Here is a 23,157-nt window from a genome sequence, read left to right on the forward strand (position 1 = left end):
CGACTGCTGCGTAGAGTCAGTATCACAACCACCACCGGACTACCGATCATGTCAGCCACCCTGCTTGCCCTCGATACACCGGCCGCCCTCATAGACATGGCCCGTATGCACCGCAACATAGTGCGTATGCAGTTGCGCATGGACAGCCTGAAAGTGCGCCTGCGCCCCCACGTGAAAACCAGCAAATGTCTGCCGGTTCTGCGTGCACAGATAGCCGCAGGCGCTGCCGGGGTGACGGTCTCCACCCTGAAGGAGGCCGAGTGCTGCTTCGCCGACGGCGTCGCCGACGTGCTGTACGCCGTTGCAATGACACCGGGAAAGTTGCTCCAGGTACTGACGCTCAGACGCAAGGGCTGCCGTTTGAGCATCATTACCGACAGCGTGGCTGGAGCGCAGGCCATCGTCGCCTTCGGCCAACAACACGATGAATGCTTCGACGTATGGATTGAAATCGACAGCGATGGCCATCGTTCCGGACTCAAGGTCGGGGATCCGGCATTACTGCAAGTCGCCCAGGTGCTGTGTGCCGCAAGCATGCAACTCGTCGGCGTAATGACCCACGCGGGGTCCAGCTATGAGCTGGATAACCTGCAAGCCTTGCAGGCCATGGCCGAACAGGAGCGGGCCACCTGTGTCGCCGCTGCGCAAATGATTCGCGCTGCCGGCCTGCCATGCCCGCAGGTTAGCGTCGGCTCGACGCCAACAGCGCTGTCGGCACTCAGTCTGGAAGGCGTCACCGAAGTGCGTGCTGGCGTGTACGTGTTCTTCGATCTGGTGATGCACAACATTGGCGTATGCCAGCCAGAAGACCTGGCGCTGAGCGTACTTACCACGGTAATCGGACATCAGGTCGAAAAAGGCTGGTTACTCACCGACTCAGGCTGGATGGCCATGAGCCGTGACCGCGGCACCCAGAAACAACACCGGGACTTCGCCTACGGCCAGGTTTGCACGGCCGATGGCAACTGGATTGAGGGGGCGCTGCTCAGCGGTGTCAATCAGGAGCACGGCATTATCACCTTCGAGCCTGAACAAGGGCTGGACCTGGTTGCCCACTTTCCGATCGGCAGTCGCCTGCGCATCCTGCCTAACCACGCCTGCGCGACTGGTGCGCAGTTCCCTCACTACCATGCCTGCGACATCGACGGCGGGGTACGCACCTGGAGTCGCCTGCATGGCTGGTAAAGACGCAGCGCCCATCGAGCGTATACGCACCACTGACGCAGCAGCACCTGGTGGTCATTACGCTCAGGCAGTGAGCTATCAGGGCCTGCTGTATATATCCGGGCAACTGCCGGTACGTGCGGATGGCAGCCATAGCGCCGACCAGAGCTTTGATGTTCAGGCCTCAATCGCTCTCGATAATTTACTGGCGATCCTGAAACAGGCAGGCTGCCAGCCCGACGATCTGCTGAAGGTGACCCTGTACATCGTCGGCATTGAACATTGGCCAGTACTGGATAAGCGTTATGCCCGCTGCCTGGGCGAGCATCGCCCGGCGCGCGCCGTGGTGCCGGTACCGGCACTGCATCATGGCTACCTGATCGAGGTTGACGCGATTGCTCGACATCCAGGGTCATGTAACTAAAGCCATCAGCCATAGCGATGGCTCGTATAAGGGCGAGCACAGTTCATTACGCAACGCGCTTTATCTACCTTTGTTCCAGCGATCACCAATGGTCGCACTAGCATAGGTACTCATCATGCGTAACCACGCGCGGCTCTATCTCGCGGCCACACTGACAGCCGCCCTGTTCACAGGTGCAACCTATTCGCTGTCTTCCACTGCAGGGCAAGCACCACAGACATCGACCGTAGATGCTGCATCGACACATAAACCCGCACTCGCAGGAATCTACGCCTTCAATCTCGGCAAGTTCCGCATCACCGCCCTGAGCGACGGGACGCTGCCACTGGATCTGCATCCGCTGCTTAGAGGCATCAGTCCAAAGCAGATCGACGCACTGCTGCAAAGCGGGTTTGCTCGCAACCCGCTGGAGACGTCGATCAATGCCTACCTCGTCGATACGGGCTCACACGTGGTGCTGGTCGATACCGGCGCTGGTGAGTTGTTCGGTAGCGTTGGCGGAAAGCTACCCGAAAGCTTGGCTGCCGCGGGTTACCAGCCGGCACAGATCAGCGATGTGCTGATTACCCACATCCATACTGATCACTCCGGCGGCCTGGCACGCAGCGGGCAAATGATGTTTCCCAATGCGACCATCCACGTCGGCCAAGCCGATGTCGACTTCTTTCTGGATCGCGCCAACCTGGAAAAGGGGTTGAAACCGGCGCATCTGGAAGAAGCGTTGAAGACAGTTGGCCCCTACCAGCGTGCACGCAAGCTGAAGCCCTTCGCTACCCAATCAGAAATCCTTCCGGGTATCACCGCCATTCCCACGCCGGGACATACCCCGGGCCACAGCTTCTTTCGGGTCGTAAGCGAAGGCGAGAGTATCGATTTCTGGGGCGACATCATGCATGTCGGCCTCATCCAGTTCTCGCGCCCAGAGGTGACTATCACCTTCGACGTCAACCAGAACGCTGCTCGCGCCCAGCGGCTAGAACAATTCGAGACCGCCGCGAGTGAACAGCGTTTGTCAGCGGTCGCTCACTTACCATTTCCGGGGATAGGCCACATCCGGCGCGAAGCCGGCAGGTATGAGTGGGTACCCGCCCAATACCGCAATCGCGACTAATGCGGCAGGCCTGGGCCGCAACTGATCCAGGACGAAATACAGTGCGAATGGCTCCCCGGTTACGGCGGGGCCAGAGGCTATACAACTCGGTACTTTGTTTGCTTTCATTCCCCACAGACAGGCTTGCTTGATAGCGCTGACCGAGGAATGGTGATGAATTACACGGATATCGATGGGTCGCTGCTACTTGCATTAAAAGCGCTGCTTGAAGAGCGCAACGTCACACGAGCGGCGGCCCAGTTAGGGATCAGCCAACCCGCCTTATCAGCACGCCTGGTGCGTCTGCGCGACATCCTGGAGGACCCCTTGTTCGTCCCAGCGACAAACGGCCGAGGTGTTGTGCCAACCCCTCGTGCAGAGGCTCTCGAGCAGGAGCTGCTGCATGTACTTGAGGGGCTCAAGCGACTGGTCAGCCAGCCTGAGCTGTTTGATCCAGCCACCACTACACGCACCTTTGTCGTCGCCCTTTTCGAAACCCCTGCTGCGGTACTCATTCCCGAGCTCTGTGCGAATTTTGCACGTGAGGCTCCCAATGCGCGTTTGGCCTGTATTTATCCGCCACGCGATGTGTACGAGAAGCTTGAGCAAGGACAGATCGATCTATTGATCACCGTGCCGGATGGCCTGCCTGGAGACCTCATGCAACGCCCGCTTTGGGAAGACGGATTTCGAACTGCGCAACGCAAGGGACACCCCCGCGGCACCGGGCCTTTCGATATTGAAAGCTTCTGCTCCCTCAACCACGTCCTTGTCTCTACACAAGGAGGGCGTTTCGCAGGCATGGTAGATGAAGCACTCCTCGAGCAAGGCTATTCGCGCAATGTGATGTATTCGGTTCAAAACTACTCCCACGTTCCCCTGCTTCTTTCCACTACGGATGCGGTGTGCACGCTGCCCTCTCGCTTCCTGAGCCAATACTCTGATCGTCTGGACCTCTTCGAACCTCCGCTCGGGTTATCTGCACTGCGTCTGGTGTTGGCATGGCATGCTCGCACCCATAAGGATGCCGGCCACCAATGGCTGCGCCAACAGCTCTATCTAAGCGCCCAACTGGAGCCGAGTTGAACACGCCGTGCTGGATAGACCGCCTGAGAGGATCACCTGAGATTTAGCCATTCTCGAAGCCATCGGCCTGGGCTATGGCAGCTATCAGGGTTACGGCAGTTCTCGGCCCCTCTGTCCCTCCTTACTCTCCAAGACACGATCACTACGGTCGTGACAGGTCACCCGACTTTCTTGGAGATATACGATGAACACCCTGAATCGCACTCTGGCATTGGCAACCCTGGCTCTCGCTACTCTTTCCGCCGAAGCCTCGCAGCCCAATAAAGCTGGCGCCAGCGCATCCGCTGTCGGCCGCATCGTCCAGTCTGCCAGCTACGTCACGACCAAAGACGGCGTACAGCTCTATTACAAAGACTGGGGGCCACGAGACGGCCACGTGGTCGTATTCAGCCACGGCTGGCCGCTGAACTCGGACAGCTGGGAAGCGCAGATGCTGTTCCTCGCTGACAAAGGCTACCGCGTTGTCGCCCATGACCGTCGTGGCCACGGCCGTTCCAGCCAGCCCTGGGAAGGCAACGACATGGATCACTATGCCGACGATCTGGCAGCCGTACTTGAAGCACTGAAGCTGGAAGACGTCACCCTGGTCGGCTTCTCCACCGGTGGCGGAGAAGTGGCTCGCTACATCGGCCGCCACGGCACCAGTCGCGTCAAGAAAGCGGTTCTGGTGGCAGCCGTTCCACCGCTGATGTTACAGACCGAAAGCAACCCCGACGGCCTGCCTATAAAAGTGTTCGATGACCTGCGCAAGGCCTCACTGGAAAATCGCTCGCAGCTCTACCTCGATATCGCTTCCGGCCCTTTCTTCGGTTTCAACCGTGAAGGCGCCACCCCGTCTCAGGGCTTAATTCAGTCGTTCTGGGTCCAGGGTATGCAGGCTGGCCACAAGAACACTTACGACTCCATCGCAGCATTCTCAGCTACCGATTTCCGTGAGGATCTACGGAAATTCGATGTGCCAACCTTGGTAATCCACGGTGGCGACGACCAGATCGTGCCTGTGGACACCTCAGCCAAGACCTCGGCAGCACTGATAAAGGGAGCCGAACTGATTGTGTACCCCGGTGCGCCACACGGGCTCGCCGACACTCACAAGCAGCGCCTTAATCAGGATCTGTTGGACTTCCTGCAGAAGTAAGCCCACCGCCCCCCGGACCAATCCTCCTCATGTGCTGCCCAGATGGCTGCAAGCCAATCAACGCCCCCATAACCATGGGCCGCGCATGAGCGTTACCCCTGAAGCAGCGTTACCAACCCAATCCACGAAAGGAAATCATCATGCGTAATTTCAAGTCTCTCTTGACCACCACCATCACCACTGCATTGGCTCTGGCATCACTCAATAATTTAGCCGCCGCGCAAGCCACAACCGCCAAGCCCACCGTAGTACTTGTGCATGGCGCATTCGCCGAATCGTCCAGCTGGAATGGCGTTGCCGCTCAGTTGTTGAGTCAGGGTTACCCAGTCATTGCCGCAGCAAACCCGCTGCGCGGAGTGAAGAATGACGCGGATTATGTTGCCGACATCGTCGAGCAAACCGCCGGTCCGGTGATCCTCGTTGGTCACTCCTACGGCGGGGCCGTGATATCCAACGCAGGCCATGACAACTCCAGGATCAAGGCGCTTGTTTACGTCGCAGCCTTCGCACCGGACAAAGGCGAAACAGCCATCGAACTGTCCAGCCGCTACCCTGGTGGCACCCTTGGCCCGACCTTGGCAGCTCCGGTGCTGCTGGACGACGGCAATAAGGATCTCTACATCCAGCAGGACAAATTCGGTCAGCAGTTTGCCGCTGACGTTCCTGCTGCTGAGTCCGCGCTGATGGCCGCAACCCAACGTCCGATCAGCGAGTTTGCATTGACCGAGGCGTCTGGCGACCCGACCTGGAAGAAACGACCGTCCTGGTTTATCTACGGTTCGGCGGACAAGAACATTCCCGAGGCCGCGCTGAAGTTTATGGCCGAGCGAGCTGGCTCGAAAAAAACTGTCACCGTCCCGGGAGCCTCCCATGTGGTGATGACGTCCAACCCGGAGAAAGTTGCAGCGCTGATCATTGAAGCAGCGCAAGCGACCGCTCGGTAAACAGGGGAAGCCGTAAGAATACCCTCGTCGACTTCACCTCCCTTGCTCTCCATCAGGCTCCCTTCTTTCTCAATGCCACATCTGTGCATCTCATGTCGCAGATAACTGAGTACGTGCGACAGTTTCACGCCCGAATTAGCCGTCGCATAACTCAGAAGTTATGCGACGGCATTTTCAAATCCGCTGCACCAGTATCAAAGCGCAAGGACCATCGTAAAAAGTTAACTCCCTAAACTCATAAGCTCGTTAGTCATCATCAGCCATATGACCATGCGAGGGGTGTATTGCCGCTTACCTCACGTAAATTCCCGAGACGGCTCCCCATTAATATGTATGGTTTGAGTGAGGCAGTAGCCACGATTTCTGACTGCGCGAAAGAGATACCCACCTCCAGCGCCTTTCTTGAACTTTACTTGCAGTCTACTCAAACTCATCTCCAGGCCACGATAGAGACCAGGCTCTCTCCCAATACTACTAATTAGCTCTGCTCTACTGATTACGCGCTCCTCCTTGAGGAGCATGTTCTTTACAATTATGCTCTCAATATTTGTCAAGTGTATTTGATTGGCACCGTCAAACAGGATTCGATTATTTATATCTAGCTTCCAGCATTGAGGGTATTGAAGTGATGTTTTTGCAAAGCTTGTCATGGTTTTTGATTGTACAATTTATGAATATAACAAAAAACAAATCGCAAAAACTATTACTTATTTTTATCTTCAGCAATGTGATTTAGGAACGCATTTTCAAACGCAAGCTTTATTAGGGTGACTGCGCAGCCAGGCTGTTGACTTACAGCAATATATTTGTAAGTTAGATATTAAGCTCTTATAGTATTGTTAGTTTGTTAAAATTCTTAATTATCCAGATTCAAAGTTGATGAATAATTTTCAAATATACCAAGCATACTAATAGATAGCCAGCTTACAGTCTGTAACAGTCTACTGCTGTTTTGGTAACAATGTGTCGTCCAACCGACAGCGCACTAGTCGGGGAGGACGCAGAAAACGGAGATTTTTGCATCTGCTCGCGCTGCCCCCAAGACTGCCGCGGCATGCAAAGCGGGGCCCCTAGGGCGGAAAAGAACTGCGTTATCGACCGCTCTCTCATTGTCTCTTCTCCATTCGTAGGAAATGCCCACGTCCGTGAGCGCCAACAGCCAAATAGCTGGGCTTGCTGCGCAAGCTTGAGGAGAAGTTTATAGACGTGGCGTGCGCCAGCCTTTCATTTGGCGACAGCTTTTTTTCATTTCATGACAACCCATAACCTTCGATCTTACATTGCACGTTGTTTGAGTCAGGTTTTGCGTGGTGGTCATGCCCCTCCCCAGACCTACCAATATGTCGTCAGTGGTTTGCAAATTCGCGGATGAGGTTTGAGAGTACGAAATCCTGAGGGTCAGCTATATTTGGTCGATTCTGTTGCCCTTCGCGACCGGCAAGAAACCACACAGCGGTCATTGGTTGCCTGGAGGACAGTAGTTAGTCGGCGTTACTCAAGTGGACGGCGACCGGCAACTACCATAAAGAGGAAGACGATCGGCTATAGGGAGAGCGATTCTCCGAAAACCAGCCTTGTTTTACAGTCTATTTCGGGATGTGTTTGGGCAGGGTCGCCTTAAGCGGGAATTTGTAGATCCTTTCCGCATGATTTCTTCGGTTTCCGCAACCCGAACTCACAAGCGTATCTATAGGATCGCTTGGTTGATCTCAAATGGACGGTCAAAACTAACGAGTTGGCTTATCACTCCAAAGACCTGACGGAACGAATACGACACCGCTGACTAAAAGTCTGGCGGTGCGCATCAACCCGCAGCCGGCTATTTGCCCATCCTGTACCCGTATTTCCACAGTGAACTCGCCCGTCGGGTGTTCGATCGACAAGCGCTTCACATCACCCTCCTCCACAAATGCCATGCCCTCCGCCACACTGCCGTTGATCAGGCTGGCGGCAGCTACGCTGACGGCGCCAAAAACCCCAATGCTGGTGTGGCATCGATGGGGAATGAAGCTGCGTGTGCTGATGGCCCCACCTACCTGTGGCGGTGCAATCAGGCACATCTTCGGCACGTTGCGCAGGCGTACATCCCCCAGGTTCATACGCGGACCCGCTTGCAGTCGGATGGACTCCAGACGCTGTTTCAGTGAAGCATCGGCGTCGAGTTGCGCGGGACTCTCATACCCACTACAACCGAGCTCTTGCGCGCGGATCAGCACCACGGGCATACCGTTATCGACGCAGGTCACTTCGATGCCGTCGATCAGGTCCCTCGCATTGCCGGTCGGCAGTAAGGCACCGCAACTGGCGCCGGCGACGTCCTCGAATTCGACGATCAACGGCGCAGCCTGTCCCGGCACTCCGTCAATACGGGCGTCACCGTGATAGCGCACCTCACCATCAGACGTCGGTACATGGGCGATGGCAATCTGTCCGGTGTTTTCCATGTAGATCCGCACTGGGGTGACGTCCGCTGTCACCGCCACCAACCCACGCTCGATGGCGAACGGCCCAACACCGGCGAGGATGTTCCCGCAGTTCTGTCCGTAATCGACGCGAGGTTCCTCCACCAGCACCTGGGCGAAAAGGTAATCGACATCGGCATCGGCGCGGCTCGACGGTTTGATGATCGCCACTTTGCTGGTCAGCGAATCAGCGCCGCCAATGCCATCGATCTGCCGCGCATCCGGCGAGCCCATCACCGCCAGTAATACGCGATCTCGCAGCGAGGGCTCTTGCGGTAGATCATCGGCCAGAAAGTAAGCGCCTTTGGAGGTACCGCCGCGCATCAACAGACAGGGAATGCGGGTCTGCGCCATGCTCAGTCTCCCAGTTCTTCAAGGCTGTCGACGTAACGCAAACCCTTTTCCGCCAGGCGCGCGCGCATGTTGTAGATGTCCAGACCCAGTTCACCCTTGGCCAGGCGCAGAGCCTTCTGTTCCTCCAGGTCGGCCCGGGCGCGACTGGCTTCGACGACTTGCAACAGCTCAGTGCGTCGCACGACCACCACACCATCGTCATCAGCGACGACCACATCACCCGGGTGCACCAGTTGCCCGCCGCACACCAGCGGCAGGTTGACCGAGCCAAGGGTTTCTTTAATCGTGCCTTGAGCGCTGATGGCGCGGGACCAGACCGGGAAGCCCATTTCGCGCAGGGTGTGGGTGTCGCGCACGCCCGCATCAATCACCAGCGCCCGGACGCCGTGAGCCTTGAGCGAGGTGGCCAAGAGGTCACCGAAGTAGCCGTCGATGCACGGTGAACTCGGCGCGACCACCAGAATATCGCCGGGCCGGCATTGTTCGACGGCCACATGGAACATCCAGTTGTCACCCGGCGCAACCAGCACTGTGACGGCTGATCCGCTGATCACCGTGCCTTGCTGAATCGGTCTGATCGAAGTCGCGAACAGGCCTTTGCGACCCTGCGCTTCATGAATGGTCGCCACCCCGAAGCGTTTCAACTCATCGACCAGCGCCGCTTCGGCCCGCTGAATATTGCGCACCACAACGCCGGTCTTGCCGATAAGTTCGTTCATGCCAGATTCTCCGTGACACGCGGAAAAATACTCTGGTAACCCTCGCCATAGACGATGTTGCGGGTCGAGGTGATCCCGACATTACGCTTGGCTTGCACACCGCGTTGCAGGGCGACCCGCGTGTAGTACTCCCACAAGTGCTCCTGACCGGCCATGCACTGGATGGCCGCGTACTTCTTGTCCCAGACATCGGTGATGTCGAGCAGCACATCGGGGCGCCATTCACACTGCTCAGGCTGGTGCGGCTCGAAGCTGTAGACCGGCGGTGCGCCGACTATTTTCTCACCCGGTTTATAGCCTTCGGCCTGGGCGATGATGCGCGCCTCCTGCGTGAGATTCATGGCCAGCGGGTGATCGAAGTTGTACGGGTCCTTGAGCGAGTGACTGAGGACGAACTCCGGTTGCACCCGGCGGAACACGTCGGCCAGACGGTACAGGGTTTCCTTGTCGGCGCGCATCGGATAATCGCCAATGTCGAAGAACTCGACACTGGCTCCGAGGATATCGGCGGCAGCCTGGGCCTCTTCGCGGCGTGCGGCTTTGACCTTGTCTTCGCTCATCTCGCCCTTGCGCCACAGCTTGGCGGATTCGCCGCGCTCGCCGAACGACAGGCAAACGATGTGAACGTTGTAACCCTGCTGCGCATGCAGGGCGATCGCGCCGCCGGCACGCCAGACAAAATCGGCGGAGTGGGCGCTGACGACCAGCGCGTTTTTGGTTGATTCGATCATTGCGGATACTCCTCTTGCGTTGCGAAAGAGCATCGCATCGCACCCCGCCGACGGAGTAATGCGTTCGAGTGTTCGAGGTATGCGTTTTTTTTATTGCCACTCGAAAATAGCGGCGGCATAGTCGACTGAATCGCCGACCCGCAGAGTCCTTGCCCATGAAAACCCTTGAACTGCCGAGCCTGATGCACGTGCGCGCCTTCGTCCGCGTGGCTGATCACGGCAGCGTCTCCAAGGCGTCAGTCGCACTGTACCGGGCGCAATCGGTGGTTACCCGCTCCATCTCCGAATTCGAAGAACGCCTGGGCGTGATGCTGTTCGAGCGCCACGCCAACGGTATGCGCCTGACCAATTTCGGTGAGCGCTTGCTGCCCCGAGCGCGACGGGTGCTGGCGGAGCTTCAGAGCGTGCCGACATTGCTCGGCCAAGGTGAAAAAGCTGCGATTGAACCGCTTTATCTGTTCCAGGCGCGACGCCTGCAAGTGTTCGTCAAACTCTGTGAAACCCAGCACATGCAGACAGTGGCCAACCTGCTGGGGCTGAGTCAGCCTGCGGTCAGTTCGACGCTGAAAGTCCTCGAAAACGGCTGCGGTCGGTCGTTGTTCGAGCGCACCCCGCGCGGCTTGCAACCGACCCGCGCCAGTCACGACATCCTGTTTGCCATCCGCCGTGCGCTAAACGAACTGCGCCATATCGACACCGACATCACCTCCCTTCGCGGCGCCCTGCACGGTGTCGTGCACGTCGGGGCCCTGCCCCTTGGCCGCACGCGCATCCTGCCCGAGGCCATCGTGCGGCTGATGGCCGAGCACCCAGGTATTCAAGTGATCACCAACGAGAGTCCCTTCGATCTGCTGGCGACTGAATTGCGCGCCGGTGATGTGGATTTCATTTTCGGTGCGCTGCGTTCGTCGACCTACGCTAGCGACTTGGTCGGTGAGTCACTGCTGACCGAGGAAATGGTCGTGCTTGGGCGGCGTGATCACCCGCTCTACGGCAAAACCGGCCTGCAAGATCATCTGGCAAACGCGCAGTGGGTATTGCCGCGCGCCGGTTCGCCGGCCCGCAAAATGCTCGACGATTGCTTCGCCGGCTTCGGTATCGCGGCGCCTTCCCCGGTGGTGGAAAGCGCCGACATGGCGATCATTCGCGGACTGTTGTTGCGCTCGGACATGCTCGCGGCCGTTTCAGCGCATCAACTGGAACAGGAAATCGCGTCCGGCGAGTTGTGCATTTTACCGCTGGAATTGAAACAGACCGCCAGGGCCATCGGCCTGACGTACCGCAGCGGCTGCCTGCACTCACCGGTGGCGCAGGCACTGATGGAGAAGATCCGCCAGGTTATCCGAACGCAGGCCAATGACGCGGTTAAAGCAGGCTCAACGGATAGCTGACGATCAAGCGATTCTCGTCGAACTCATTGCTGCTGTAATCGCGGCGAATGCTCGAGTTGCGCCAGCGCAGGTTGAGGTTCTTGAACGCACCGCTTTGCAGCGTGTAGCCCAACTCGGATTCGCGCCCCCATTCCTTACCGTCGGAGACGGCCCCGCTGTGCACGTTATCGCCGCTGATGTAACGGTTCATCAAGGTCAAACCGGGCATGCCGAGGACGACGAAGTTGTAGTCGTGGCGCAGCTGCCAGGATTTCTCCCGCGCATTGTCGTAGCTGTTGTTGTAGCTGTCGTTGGCCAGGGTTCCGCCGCTGGTGCCGTTGACGCGCATCCAGGCATCGTCGCCGCTGAGCTTTTGCAGGCCGACGTAAAACGTATTGCCGCCGTAGCGTGCGGACAGCAATGCCGAGAAAGTCCGGTTGTCCAGATCGCCAGCGCGGGCGCTGCCATCCTCGCGGCCCCAGAAGTAGCCAAGGTTGGCGCCCAGCGTCCAGTCACCCAGTGGTTGGCTGTGAATCAGTTGCAGATATTGTTGCTGGTAGATGCCCTTAAGCTGAGCATTCCACACACCGATCATCGTTCGTTTTTCGTTGAACGCGTACTCGCCGCCGACGAAGTTGAAGCGGTCAGAGGTGAACGCGATTTTGCCCTGCATGAACATGTCTTCCATGCTTGAATCGTTGCGCGGACTGTTCTGCCGGAACTGGCCGCCATACAGGGTCAACCCGGCGATGTCTTGCGACGTGATCTGGCCGCCACGAAAGGTTTGTGGCAACGAGCGACCATCGTCGGAACGTAATATCGGCAGCACCGGCATCCACTCGCCGAGCTTGATTTCGGTCTTGCCGACTTTCATTTTCCCGGCGACGGCCAAGCGACCAAATTCATCGGCAGGTTGGCCATCACTGTCCAGCGGCAGCAATTGAGTGCCACCCGTGCCTTGACCACCGTCGAGCTTCAGCGAATACAGCCCCAGCACATCAACACCAAATCCGACGGTGCCCTGGGTGAATCCGGAGCGGGCATCGAGAATGAAATTCTGTGTCCACTCTTCGGCTTTGCCCTGCGCATTGGCCGGGTTGGTGAAATTGCGATTGATGTAGAAGTTGCGCAGGTTGAGATTGGCGCTGGCGTCTTCCACAAAGCCGGCGGCAAAAACCTGCGCAGGAAGTGCACAAACGACGGACAGCGTGAAGACTACGCGGGTATTGGCGGTGATTTTCATTGTTATTGTTATCCGTTTTTTTAGGGATGAAGCAGGCCGCTACGCCCGCGTGAACCAGGCGCAGTGAAGTCATTCAAGGGTGTTGCGAAAGCGGCCCTGGGCGAGCCGCAGATGATGCTGAAAACGTTAGCGCGGTGTTTTGCCAGCCACCGAATAGAGCACCTGCTGATTACGGGTTTTCATGAACTCGTCCAGGCTTTGCCCGCGCATTGCCGCGTAAATCTGCAGATTGGGCACCCCGAGCACGGCAGCGAGTTTTTCCAGCACGAAGAAAATCGCACCATAGTGGATCAACCCGCGCCAGTCACGGCGTCGCAGCAGATCGCGTTCTTCATCGCTCAGCCCGGCTTCGTCAAACAGCGCCTCAGGTTGCTCAAGGAAACGCTGACGCCAGTGCGGCTCGATCATGCGATGCAGAAACTTGTTCAACCGATAGCCCTTGGCGCTGCGCTCCAGCGTGAACGGATAGGTGCCTTCGAGCGTCTTGATACCCGCCAGCTGGTGTTGCATGTGCTGCAAGTGCCGCGCGATGACGTCGACGGGAACTGGCCGGTCCTGATTTTCCAGCAACAGCGTTGCAATCCCGGTCATCGACGGCAGGTAGTAATCCTGATGCAGGTTTTTCACCGTCGCCGACAACGCGCCGCGCATGATCAGCCAGGTGATCACTTCCGAACCTTCCATGCCCCCCAGCGCGGCGTACTCGGCGTGGGTCATTTCGGTAAGGCGCTCGGGATCATTCACCAGCAGATCGATGAACTGCTGGTCCCACTCCGGGTTGTTGAACCCGCAGCGCTCACCATGGACCTGATGGGACACGCCGCCGGTCGCGACGATGGCCACTTTCAAATCCTCGGGGTAGCTTTCAATCGCCCGGCGCAGCGCCTGGCCTAACTTGTAGCAACGCCGCGCACTTGGCACCGGGAACTGCAACACACCAACTTGTAGCGGAACGATTTCCACCGGCCAATCCGGCTCGCACGGCAACAGCGCCGACATCGGCGAGAAGAAGCCATGATCGAGCGGTTTGTCACGGAAGAAACTCATGTCGAATTCGTCCGCCACCAGGCTTTCGCCGATGTGCCGGGACAATGCCGCATGTCCACCGATCCCCGGCAGTTCGCGCGGGTTGCCGCCCTCGTCGGCGACTTCGTAACGCTCATCGACACCGAGGGAAAACGCACCATAGTGATCAAAGAAAAACGAGGTCACATGGTCATTGAAGATGTAGAACAGCACATCCGGTTTCTGCTCCTTCAGCCACACCTTGATCGGTTCGAAGCCGCGGAAGATCGGCGCCCAAGCGGCCTCATGCTGTTTATCGTGATCGACCGCGAAGCCAATGGTCGGTGTGTGGGATACAGCGAGGCCACCAATGATGCGTGCCATAACGAGTTCCTTTGTCGAAAAAGATTAATGCGCCAGCAAGGCCCGACTGACCCGGCGCCGTGCATGACCGTTGGCCATAATCGCCAGCGCGGCGATAAAGGCAGGCACGCTCAACAGGGCGAACAGCAGCGGCAACCCCAGCCCGAGGCTGAGCACCGCACCACCGATGAGTGAACCAAAGATAGCCCCGAAGCGGCCGATACCCAGCATCCAGCTGACGCCCGTGGCGCGGCAGTCCGTCGGGTAGTACCCCGGCGCGAAAGCATTGAGGCCGGTTTGCGCCCCGCTCATGCAGAAACCTGCCGCCACCACGCCGAACGCCAGCAGACTCGATTCAAGGCTGAAGGCGCCCAGCAGCAGAATGAAAGCGCCACCCAGTGCGTAGGACGTGGCAATGACAGCGTTCGGATTACGCCGGTCCATCGCCCAGCCGACCACGATGGCGCCGACGGTACCGCCAATCTGGAACAGGCCAGTGATGGTCGCTGCCCGTTCAATGGACAGCCCACCTTCACGCAGCAGGGTCGGCATCCAGCCCATAGTCAGGTAAATCACCAGCAACCCCATGAAATAAGTCGCCCACAAGGCGAGCGTGCCGAAACGATAGTGCTCGGTGAACAACAAGCGTAACGGGGCCTTCTGTTGCGCTTCAGGCTCGGCGATGACGAATTTTGTCGCTGCGCTGAACGTGCCGCCCAGCTTGTTTAGCACCTTAGCGATCTGGCTGGCAGGCGCATTGCGAGCGGCAAGAAAACGAGCGGACTCAGGCAACAGCAGCCACATCAACGGCAACAGAAGCAACGGCAGAATCCCGCCGGCGAGCAACACCGACTGCCAGCCGTGATGGGGAATCAACCACGCGGCGAGAAATCCTCCCAACCCCGACCCCATATTGAACCCGGTGAACATGATCGTGATGAACAGTGACCGATTGCGTTCCGGCAAATACTCGGAAAGCAGTGTGGTGGTGTTGGGCAACGCTGCGCCCAGCGCCACACCGGTAAGCAGACGCAGAGCTGCCAATTCATAAGGGTTCCGAGCGAACGCACAGGCTAGGCTCAACACGCTGAAGCCGGTCACCGCCGTCAGCAGTACCTTTTTGCGGCCGAGTCGGTCGGCGTAAGGGCCGGCGGTCAGGGCGCCGATCGCCAGCCCAACCATGCCAGCGCTCATCACCGGGCCAAACACTGCTTTCGATAGCCCCCACTCCTGGATCAAGGAAGGCGCGATAAACCCCATCACGGCCACGTCGAAGCCATCGAAAAGCACTATGAAAAAACATAAGCCCATAATCAGCCACTGGTATGGCGCCACTTTTCGGTTGTCGATCCACGCTTTGATATCGACCGTTTCACTAGTCATGCTCTCACCTTCTTATTTTTGTAGAAGTCCCGATGGACAAGGCCTGGAGGTTTCCCATCCACGCTGAACGATGGAGGTGACTGTAAAGCCGCAGGTATCCCGCCCGCCTCTGGGAAATCTTTAAGCGGGTATCGGTTTTTCTTATCGGGAAATCAAAAGAGATAAACAGAGCGTGGTAGAGCGAGAGGTTGATGATCGCGGCGCGAGCGGCCGCTAGTGGATGATGACACGCCAATAACTGCTCCGTAATCGGTATACGGAGCAGTTCAAACCAAAGGCAATTTATTGTGCGGCCTTGATCGCGGCCAGCAATTGCCTGCCAGCCTTGCCAGCATCGGCGGACTTGTCATTCATGAAGTGGGTGACGACATCAAACACCGCGCCCTGCACCGCTTGGGAAGTCGACATGTTGAATGCCATGCTCGGAGCGAGTGAACCAGTCTTCTCGGCATCGGCGAAATCCTTTGCAGAGGCTTGCGCACAGCTATCGAATCGACTCATGTCCAAACCAGTAGCGCTGGAGCCGTGGTTTCAATACGTTTTCAATGATGCGGTCATTTGCGCGTGACACACCGCCAGAATTTCATCGGCCAACGCCGAGTCGTCAGGACAGGCGCGCGATAGCATGATCGCGCCGACCGCACGCGCCAGCAGGTCGATCATTTTCACCCTCGCCTCACCCGGCGCCGCATCCGGCCCGGTCGGGTATTTTTCGCCGAGCGTTTGCAACGTGCGCTCGATGCCTTCAGCGAATGCCGACTTCAAATCGCCTGACTGACGCGCCGCGTCACCGCACAACGCCGCCATGGTGCAACCCGTGGCGCGCCCGTCGCGATGATCCCTGGACACATACACATCGATGAAATCCTTCACGCTCAATGCTTCGGCGCTGGCCAGTGACTGCGCAAGACTGTTGGCCGAGGCTTCGGCCATCAGGTCAGCCTTCGAACCGAAATGTTTATAGAAACCGCCATGGGTGAAACCGGCGGCGGCCATCAGGTCGGCCACGCCGACACCGTCAAAACCGCGCTCGCGAAACACGACTGAGGCCGTTTCGACGATGTGCTCCCGATTTGCCTGGGCCTGGGCCTTGGACACTCGCATGTTCGATACCTCGCTACCGCTGGAAATTCATCGGCTGATGATACATAGATGTTGACCATAATCAAAATTGTTGACAGTTTAGATTTCGATCATCATCCTAAATGCCAGCCATATGAAATTCACCAACGGGCACGGAACAAACACCCATGAGCGACCTGAATCTGTTTACTCCCTACACGCTTGGCGCCCTGACGCTGTCGAACCGCGTGGTTCTCGCTCCACTGACGCGCAATCGCGCAGGCAAAGGCTTTGTGCCGAGTGAGTTTGCTGCCGCCTATTACAGCCAGCGGGCCAGCGCGGGCTTGCTGATTTCCGAAGCCTCGCAGATCTCGCAGCAGGGACAGGGCTATCAGGACACCCCGGGCATTTACACGCAGTCGCAGATAGAGGGATGGCGCAAGGTGACCGATGCCGTGCACGCCAAGGGCGGGAGAATTTTCCTGCAGCTGTGGCATGTGGGCCGTGTTTCCCACGTGGATCTGCAACAGCAAGGCGCGGCGCCGGTAGCCCCTTCCGCGCTTCGTCCCGCGACCAAGGTGTTCGTCAACAATCGCTTCGAGGACGTTTCCGAGCCACGAGCGCTGGAGACTGACGAACTGCCGGGCATCGTCAACGATTTCCGCCAAGCGGCGGCAAACGCCATTGCGGCAGGCTTCGACGGCGTGGAAATCCACGGTGCAAACGGCTATTTGCTGGATCAGTTCATCAAGGACGGCGCCAACCTGCGTACTGATGCCTACGGCGGCTCGATCGCAAACCGTGCGCGCCTGCTGCTGGAAGTGACGGCCGCGGTGGCCGCCGAGATTGGTGCTGATCGCACAGGCATTCGCCTTTCGCCTGTCTCGCCGGCCAATGGTGTATCGAGCAGTGATCCACAGGCTCAGTTCGATTACATCGTCGACCAACTCAATGCTCTGGACATCGTTTATCTGCACGTCGTCGAAGGCGCGACCGGTGGGCCACGCGACGTGGCGCCCTTTGATTTCGACGCCTTGCGCCAGCGCTTCAAGAACACCTACATCGCCAACAACGGCTATGACCTGGACCTGGCCACGGCACGCCTTACGCATGACAAGGCCGACCTGATCGCCTTTGGCCGCCCTTTTATCGGCAACCCTGATCTGGTGGAGCGGCTCAAGAACGGTGCGCCACTGTCCGCCTTCGACCCCTCCACGCTCTACGGCGGCGGTGCGGCGGGATACATCGACTACCCGACGCTTGCCGAATCAAGCGCTGCCGCGAACCAGGCACAAGCTGATCGGGCCTGATTTTTATCGTGCATCCCTCCCCATTCATGTTCCCGAAAAAAGAGCTGACATCATGACTACCCACCCTACCGTTCTCATCACTGGCGCTTCCACCGGTATCGGCGCGGTTTACGCCGAGCGTTTCGCCCAACGCGGGCATGATCTGGTGTTGGTCGCCCGCGACCACTCGCGCCTGGAAACGCTCGCCGCAAAGTTGCGTGGCGAACACAACGTCGCCATTGAAGTGCTTCAGGCCGACCTGACTCAACTCAGTGACCTGCACACCGTCGAAGCGCGCCTGCGGGATGACGCGCGCATCGGCATCCTCGTCAACAATGCCGGCGCCGCACAGTCAGGCACCTTCATCGAGCAAAGCACCGACAGCGTTGCGCAACTGGTGGCCCTCAACACCACCGCGCTGGTGCGGCTCGCCAGCGCCATCGCGCCACGCCTGGCCAAAGCAGGTGAAGGCGCGATCATCAACATCGGTTCGGTGGTGGGTCTGGCACCTGAGTTCGGTATGTCGGTCTATGGGGCGACCAAGGCGTTTGTGCTGTTCCTGTCCCAAGGCCTGAGCCTGGAACTTTCGCCTCAGGGTGTTTATGTGCAAGCCGTACTGCCCGCCGCCACCCGCACGGAGATTTGGGATCGCGCCGGTATCGACATCAACACCTTGAGCGAAATCATGGAAGTGGGTGATCTGGTCGATGCCGCACTGGTCGGCTTCGACCGTCGCGAACCGGTGACCATTCCTCCGCTGCATGAAGGCGAGCGCTGGGATGCCCTGCAAACCGCGCGTCAGGGTCTTTTGTCGCAGATCAGGCAGTCCGCCGTGGCGCAACGCTATTTGACTCAAGCCTGACCCCTGTCGAGCAGGTCGGCCTCGCCCCGCAATCGGACGGAGTAAACATGACCCTTATCGCTACAAGCAATCACCCGGGTTCGCAGTCGTTTATCAACGCGGCGAACCAGTCGGTTCTGATTGGCGGGATCCCCTTCGCCTATCGTGACCTGGGACCCAGGACGGAGGTCCCGCTGGTCATGTTCAACCATTGGGGGGCAGCGTTGGATAACTTTGACCCCAGGATCATCGACGGTTTGGCAAAAAACCGGCGTGTCATCACTACTGATTACCGCGGTATCGGTGGCTCGGGCGGCGCCGCGCCATTGACCGTCGGTGAAATGGCTGACGATGCAGTCGGCCTGATTCGTGCGCTAGGTTTTGACAAGGTTGACCTGCTCGGCTTTTCACTCGGCGGCTTCGTCGCTCAAGACATCGCCATGAAAGCACCCGAACGAGTGCGCAGGCTGATCCTCACCGGAACCGGACCGGCCGGTGGCACAGGTATCGACAGCGTCGGTTCGGTGACCTGGCCATTGATGATCAAAGGTTTGCTGACGCTGCGAGACCCCAAGTTCTACCTGTTCTTTACCACCACGGCCAACGGCCAACGTGCCGCGTCCGAGTATTTGCAACGTTTGAAAGAACGCCAGCAAGACCGGGACAAAGGCCCGACACCCCGCGCGTTTTTACGGCAGTTAAAAGCCATTACTGCGTGGGGCAAGCAGGCGCCGCAAGAACTCGGTCGCCTGCGTATGCCGACGCTGATAGCCAACGGGGACAACGACATCATGGTGCCCACCGTGAACTCGCTTGAGCTGGCAAAGCGAATCCCCAACGCGCAACTGATCATTTACCAGGACGCCGGACACGGCAGCATTTTCCAGCACCATACCGATTTCGTGGCCAACGCTTTGGCGTTCCTCGATGCCTGACAGCCTGTACGTCTAATCGCATCAACGTTGTCGGGGCCGCGCCCCATTCTCATTCCACCGACAAGAGCAGCTGCAACATGAAGGCATTTTTTATCGACCGCTACGGCAAGCAGAACGGAATGATTGGCGAAGTGCCCGACCCTGCGGTCGGTGTGCATGACGTTCTGATCCAGGTGCATGCAACGAGCGTGAACCCGTTGGACTCGAAGATCAGAACCGGGGAATTCAAACTGATCCTGCCCTATACATTCCCATTGGTATTGGGCAATGACCTGGCCGGAGTGGTCGTTCGCACGGGTTCGGCGGTGAAGCGATTCAAGCCAGGAGATGAAGTCTATGCACGCCCTCCCGAGGATCGGATCGGGACGTTTGCCGAATTGATCGCCGTGAACGAAAACGCGCTCGCGCTGAAACCCTCGAATCTCGATATGGCCGAAGCGGCGTCCGCCCCCTTGGCCGCCTTGACGGCCTGGCAGGCGCTGGTTGAGACCGCCCAGGTGAAAAAAGGCCAGAAGGTATTGATTCATGCCGGATCCGGCGGTGTCGGCACGTTTGCCATCCAGCTCGCCAAACACCTCGGCGCCTTCGTTGCGACCACCACCAGCACGGCGAATGTCGAATGGGTGAAAGCACTCGGGGCGGATGTGGTCATCGATTACAAACAGCAGGATTTTGCAAACGAGTTGCGCGATTTCGACGTGGTGTTGAACAGCCTCGGTGCCGATGTACTGGAGAAATCGATCAAGGTTCTCAAGCCTGGCGGACAGCTCATTTCCCTTTCGGGGCCGCCTACCGCGCAATTTGCCCAAGAGCAAGGCTTGTCCTGGATGCTACGGCAAGTCATGCGCCTGCTGAGCAGCGGTATTCGCAGAAAAGCCCGCAAGCACGGGGTGAGCTATACATTTTTGTTTATGCGTGCCAACGGAATACAACTGCAAAAAATCACCTCGCTTATCGAGGCTGGCGTCATCAAACCGGTCATCGATCGTTCCTTCCCTTTTGAATCGACTGCAGAGGCGTTGCGGTACGTCGAGCAGGGCAGATCAAAAGGCAAAGTCACCATAACAATCAAATAAGCGCACTATAAAAAATGTCAGTAGATAACGTGCATGCCGCCAATTATCAGACTCCAGCGCCTGAACCAGAGGAGCAACCACCGCACAACAGGCCCACACAGGAGCAGTTGCAACCGGAAGTCGCGCCTCTAGAAAAGCCGATGATCATTTGGCGTAGCTTGATGCTTGAGCAGTAACGAGAAATGGTTCATGCCACTCTTCAATTGAAACAACCGGTTACCCGTGTTCCGCTGCCAACAATGACCTGAACTGCGAAACGCTCTCTGAGGACAGCCCCGCAGCTTCGAACACGGCGCAGGTAAAGCTAACGGGCGCAGGGCCTGGAGAAGTTATGATGCGGTCGGCAACCACCGCTACTTGACTGCTTCGATAAAGCGCGGCGCCTTCATAACCGGCGGCATTCTGTTGTAAGAAGTCAGCGCTGTTCGAGGTATGAGAAACCGAGTCGAGAAGCCCGGCTCTCGCAAGTGCCAGCGTTCCCCCACAGATACCGGCAATTGTCGCTCCACTTGAACGACTCGCAAGCAGAAAGTCCCGAATATCCGGTGCATCCGCACGTTCCCAGATCATTCCACCGATGACGGCAACAACGTCCGGCTTCCAGTCCAGGCATTGTTGCAAGTTGCTATCCACAGTTACAGCCAGCCCCCCCTGCGAGCGGAACTGCCCCGTAGCAGAGGCAAAAAACCTGACGTCGATCCCGTAAAACGGGGATGCGGTTCCTGCAATGAAAGCGTATTCCCAGTCCGCAAAACCGGGTGTCAGTATCAAGCCCACGCGTGCCATAAGTCAGAATCATCCATGAAAACGAGTAACATAAAGCGACAACAAATAGATCTCAATAGCGACCACTGATATCAGCTCAACAACCAACGCGACATTAAGCCGGGCAGCCCATTTGCGAACCCCTGGAACCGGAACACCCGTCACGCTTCCCCAGCGTCCATCACGGCAGTCCGCAACGTGATTACAGCTGGACGTTGTTTCATCAGGATCGCGTGGAATTCACGATTCAACACCGTCCGCAACTCATCACCAAGGGACTGCCGATGCTGCGATGCGCTTCGGTGGACAGCGTCGGCATTGCACAGATGCCTATGCCCCTGGTGCATGACTACATTGATCGGGGGCAACTGGTGGTGGTTTTGCCTGACTGGGCGCCAAGGACTGAAATGATCTACGCCGTGTTCGCGAGCAGGCATGGGCTGCTGCCGTCGATGCGGAGGCTGATTGATTTTATGGTGGAGCCAAGTTGCTGGATGCCCCGGCGCGGGGGATGCGGGTGAGTCCGCTGGTTTGATAGAAGCCACCGAATTCTGCCTGTCAGGAAGGGCAGCAGTCGGCCGGGAGCGGGCACTCAAACTTTTTGGCAGAATAGGACGCGCTGCGGTAGTCGCAGGAACTCAACGGCTCAACAGCCACATGAACGGTGATTTACCTAACATGATGACCAAATCTTCCGCGCAAACATCCCGCGCTGAGTACACGCGACGGATAAATCGTGTACTCAACTACATCGATGCTCACCTCGATCAGCCGTTGGATGGCGCGCAGTTGGCCGACATCGCCAATTTCTCGCGTTTCCATTTTCATCGAGTTTTCGCCGCATGGATGGGCGAAACGCTTGGCAGCTATGCGCAGCGTCGACGGCTCGAGAAGGCGGCCTTCCGGATGTCCTGCGGTAGCAATGAAACAGTACTTGAAACAGCGTTGGCCACCGGCTTCCATTCGGGCGAAGCGTTTGCGCGAGCCTTCAAACTCAAATTCGGCTGCACGCCATCGGCCTGGCGCTCCACGACTCTTCAGCGGCTGAAAACGCAGGCAGCCGCGATCGGACAGCAACCAGGCAGCCAAGAGAGCAATCCTGATCAGGTCTTCGGCAATATCCATCAGGAAGACGAGCGCGCGCTCGGCGAATCTGACGTCTCTTATCGGCTAGCGGAAGAAATTGCCATGGATGTACGTATCATTGATTTACCAAAAGCACGCGTCGCGTATCAACGTTTGATCGGTCCATATGGGCCCGCCATCGGCGAATTTTGGCGCGGAGCCATTGCGCCGTGGATGCACTCAAATGGCCTCAGTGATGAAACGTGTTATGGCATAGCGTATGACGACCCGTCTCTCACGCCAGCCAACAAGTGCCGCTATGACGCTTGCGTCGAAGTACCCGCGCATTTTGTTGCTAGCGGCCAGGCAGATATTCAAGCTCTGCCGGGCGGCCGTTATGCCGTAGCGAGTTTCAAAGGGAAAGTTGAGAATTTAGCTAACGCCTGGATGTGGCTGACGCGTGAATGGATGCCGTCCAGCGGACTGCAATGCGACGACCGGCCTTGCTTCGAGATGTTTTCTGCGCCCACGGCACTTGACCTCCAAACCGGTGAGTTAAGCTGCGACATCTGCATTCCAGTGCGGGCGCTGTAACGCAACTCCCGTGTGCCGCCTCGTTTAGGGGCGTGAGTGAACCGCATTCACCAG

Annotated in this window: 21 protein-coding genes and 1 pseudogene; 13 read left to right on the plus strand and 9 right to left on the minus strand. The window is 57.9% G+C overall.

Annotation, left to right across the window (positions count from 1 at the left end):
* Positions 1–48 precede the first annotated feature (48 nt).
* From AC1RQB_RS00245 to AC1RQB_RS00270, 6 genes are all read left to right on the plus strand, one after another.
* On the plus strand, positions 49–1,185 hold the full coding sequence (locus AC1RQB_RS00245) for a DSD1 family PLP-dependent enzyme (protein WP_063343221.1): 1,137 nt from the start codon (positions 49–51) through the stop codon (positions 1,183–1,185).
* Positions 1,175–1,588, plus strand: a complete 414-nt coding sequence (locus tag AC1RQB_RS00250; protein WP_063343220.1) for a RidA family protein — start codon at positions 1,175–1,177, stop codon at positions 1,586–1,588. Before AC1RQB_RS00245 ends, AC1RQB_RS00250 begins: the two co-directional genes overlap by 11 nt.
* 115 nt (positions 1,589–1,703) lie before the next feature.
* Positions 1,704–2,699 (plus strand): MBL fold metallo-hydrolase, encoded by a 996-nt coding sequence (locus AC1RQB_RS00255; RefSeq protein ID WP_063343219.1) that lies wholly within the window; start codon positions 1,704–1,706, stop codon positions 2,697–2,699.
* 153 nt (positions 2,700–2,852) lie between these two features.
* Positions 2,853–3,764: a LysR family transcriptional regulator gene (locus tag AC1RQB_RS00260; protein WP_081235309.1), complete on the plus strand. Its 912-nt coding sequence runs from the start codon at positions 2,853–2,855 to the stop codon at positions 3,762–3,764.
* A gap of 184 nt (positions 3,765–3,948) precedes the next feature.
* Positions 3,949–4,902 carry an alpha/beta fold hydrolase gene (locus AC1RQB_RS00265; RefSeq protein WP_063343217.1) on the plus strand — a complete coding sequence of 318 codons (954 nt, stop codon included), beginning with the start codon at positions 3,949–3,951 and terminating at the stop codon, positions 4,900–4,902.
* A 140-nt stretch (positions 4,903–5,042) separates the two neighbouring features.
* Complete coding sequence (locus tag AC1RQB_RS00270; protein ID WP_063343216.1) at positions 5,043–5,846, plus strand: alpha/beta fold hydrolase; 804 nt, start codon at positions 5,043–5,045, stop codon at positions 5,844–5,846.
* A 1,727-nt stretch (positions 5,847–7,573) separates the two neighbouring features.
* Here AC1RQB_RS00270 and AC1RQB_RS00275 read toward each other — a convergent pair.
* The 3 genes from AC1RQB_RS00275 to galB are packed head-to-tail and all read right to left on the minus strand — an operon-like array spanning position 7,574 to position 10,112.
* A complete protein-coding gene (locus AC1RQB_RS00275; protein ID WP_008070795.1) occupies positions 7,574–8,662 on the minus strand; it encodes a 4-oxalomesaconate tautomerase in 1,089 nt (362 codons plus the stop codon).
* Between the two features lie 2 nt (positions 8,663–8,664).
* Positions 8,665–9,381 (minus strand): 4-carboxy-4-hydroxy-2-oxoadipate aldolase/oxaloacetate decarboxylase, encoded by a 717-nt coding sequence (locus AC1RQB_RS00280; RefSeq protein WP_063343215.1) that lies wholly within the window; start codon positions 9,379–9,381, stop codon positions 8,665–8,667.
* Positions 9,378–10,112: a 4-oxalmesaconate hydratase gene (gene galB / locus AC1RQB_RS00285; protein WP_063343214.1), complete on the minus strand. Its 735-nt coding sequence runs from the start codon at positions 10,110–10,112 to the stop codon at positions 9,378–9,380. The genes AC1RQB_RS00280 and galB overlap by 4 nt, the downstream gene beginning before the upstream one ends.
* A gap of 155 nt (positions 10,113–10,267) precedes the next feature.
* On the opposite strand from galB, the gene AC1RQB_RS00290 reads away from it, so the two are divergent.
* A complete protein-coding gene (locus AC1RQB_RS00290; protein ID WP_008070803.1) occupies positions 10,268–11,503 on the plus strand; it encodes a LysR family transcriptional regulator in 1,236 nt (411 codons plus the stop codon).
* Here the strand turns inward: AC1RQB_RS00290 and AC1RQB_RS00295 are convergent.
* The 5 genes and pseudogenes from AC1RQB_RS00295 to AC1RQB_RS00315 all read right to left on the minus strand — a co-directional run bounded on the left by AC1RQB_RS00295 (position 11,478) and on the right by AC1RQB_RS00315 (position 16,580).
* Entirely contained in the window at positions 11,478–12,725 is a 1,248-nt protein-coding gene (locus AC1RQB_RS00295) for an OprD family porin (RefSeq protein ID WP_063343213.1), read from the minus strand. The two genes, AC1RQB_RS00290 and AC1RQB_RS00295, sit on opposite strands and share 26 nt — an antisense overlap.
* 126 nt (positions 12,726–12,851) lie before the next feature.
* Positions 12,852–14,114 carry a gallate dioxygenase gene (locus AC1RQB_RS00300; protein ID WP_008070822.1) on the minus strand — a complete coding sequence of 421 codons (1,263 nt, stop codon included), beginning with the start codon at positions 14,112–14,114 and terminating at the stop codon, positions 12,852–12,854.
* Positions 14,115–14,138: 24 nt separating this feature from the next.
* Positions 14,139–15,476: an MFS transporter gene (locus tag AC1RQB_RS00305; RefSeq protein ID WP_063343212.1), complete on the minus strand. Its 1,338-nt coding sequence runs from the start codon at positions 15,474–15,476 to the stop codon at positions 14,139–14,141.
* A gap of 282 nt (positions 15,477–15,758) precedes the next feature.
* Positions 15,759–15,983: pseudogene (locus AC1RQB_RS00310) on the minus strand (sugar ABC transporter substrate-binding protein); the annotation flags it as partial.
* A 24-nt stretch (positions 15,984–16,007) separates the two neighbouring features.
* Positions 16,008–16,580, minus strand: a complete 573-nt coding sequence (locus tag AC1RQB_RS00315; protein WP_008070828.1) for a TetR/AcrR family transcriptional regulator — start codon at positions 16,578–16,580, stop codon at positions 16,008–16,010.
* Positions 16,581–16,726: 146 nt separating this feature from the next.
* On the opposite strand from AC1RQB_RS00315, the gene AC1RQB_RS00320 reads away from it, so the two are divergent.
* The 4 genes from AC1RQB_RS00320 (at position 16,727) to AC1RQB_RS00335 (ending at position 20,679) form a co-directional block, all read left to right on the plus strand.
* Positions 16,727–17,848: an alkene reductase gene (locus AC1RQB_RS00320; RefSeq protein ID WP_008070829.1), complete on the plus strand. Its 1,122-nt coding sequence runs from the start codon at positions 16,727–16,729 to the stop codon at positions 17,846–17,848.
* A 52-nt stretch (positions 17,849–17,900) separates the two neighbouring features.
* Complete coding sequence (locus AC1RQB_RS00325; RefSeq protein ID WP_063343211.1) at positions 17,901–18,689, plus strand: SDR family NAD(P)-dependent oxidoreductase; 789 nt, start codon at positions 17,901–17,903, stop codon at positions 18,687–18,689.
* Positions 18,690–18,736: 47 nt separating this feature from the next.
* Positions 18,737–19,603, plus strand: coding sequence for an alpha/beta fold hydrolase (locus AC1RQB_RS00330; protein ID WP_063343210.1), 867 nt, complete (start codon positions 18,737–18,739; stop codon positions 19,601–19,603).
* A gap of 77 nt (positions 19,604–19,680) precedes the next feature.
* Entirely contained in the window at positions 19,681–20,679 is a 999-nt protein-coding gene (locus tag AC1RQB_RS00335) for an NADP-dependent oxidoreductase (protein WP_063343209.1), read from the plus strand.
* Between the two features lie 216 nt (positions 20,680–20,895).
* On the opposite strand, the gene AC1RQB_RS00340 is transcribed toward AC1RQB_RS00335, so the two are convergent.
* The gene (locus AC1RQB_RS00340; RefSeq protein ID WP_063343208.1) at positions 20,896–21,465 is read right to left on the minus strand and encodes a DJ-1/PfpI family protein; all 570 of its coding nucleotides are present in this window, start codon (positions 21,463–21,465) and stop codon (positions 20,896–20,898) included.
* A 122-nt stretch (positions 21,466–21,587) separates the two neighbouring features.
* Between AC1RQB_RS00340 and AC1RQB_RS00345 the strand changes: the two genes are divergently transcribed.
* Together AC1RQB_RS00345 and AC1RQB_RS00350 are read left to right on the plus strand one after the other, a co-directional pair.
* A complete protein-coding gene (locus AC1RQB_RS00345; RefSeq protein ID WP_241824509.1) occupies positions 21,588–21,965 on the plus strand; it encodes a LysR substrate-binding domain-containing protein in 378 nt (125 codons plus the stop codon).
* 157 nt (positions 21,966–22,122) lie between these two features.
* The gene (locus AC1RQB_RS00350) at positions 22,123–23,103 is read left to right on the plus strand and encodes an AraC family transcriptional regulator (protein ID WP_063343940.1); all 981 of its coding nucleotides are present in this window, start codon (positions 22,123–22,125) and stop codon (positions 23,101–23,103) included.
* Positions 23,104–23,157 lie beyond the last annotated feature (54 nt).

This window comes from Pseudomonas sp. GW822-FHT02E03, assembly GCF_058802325.1.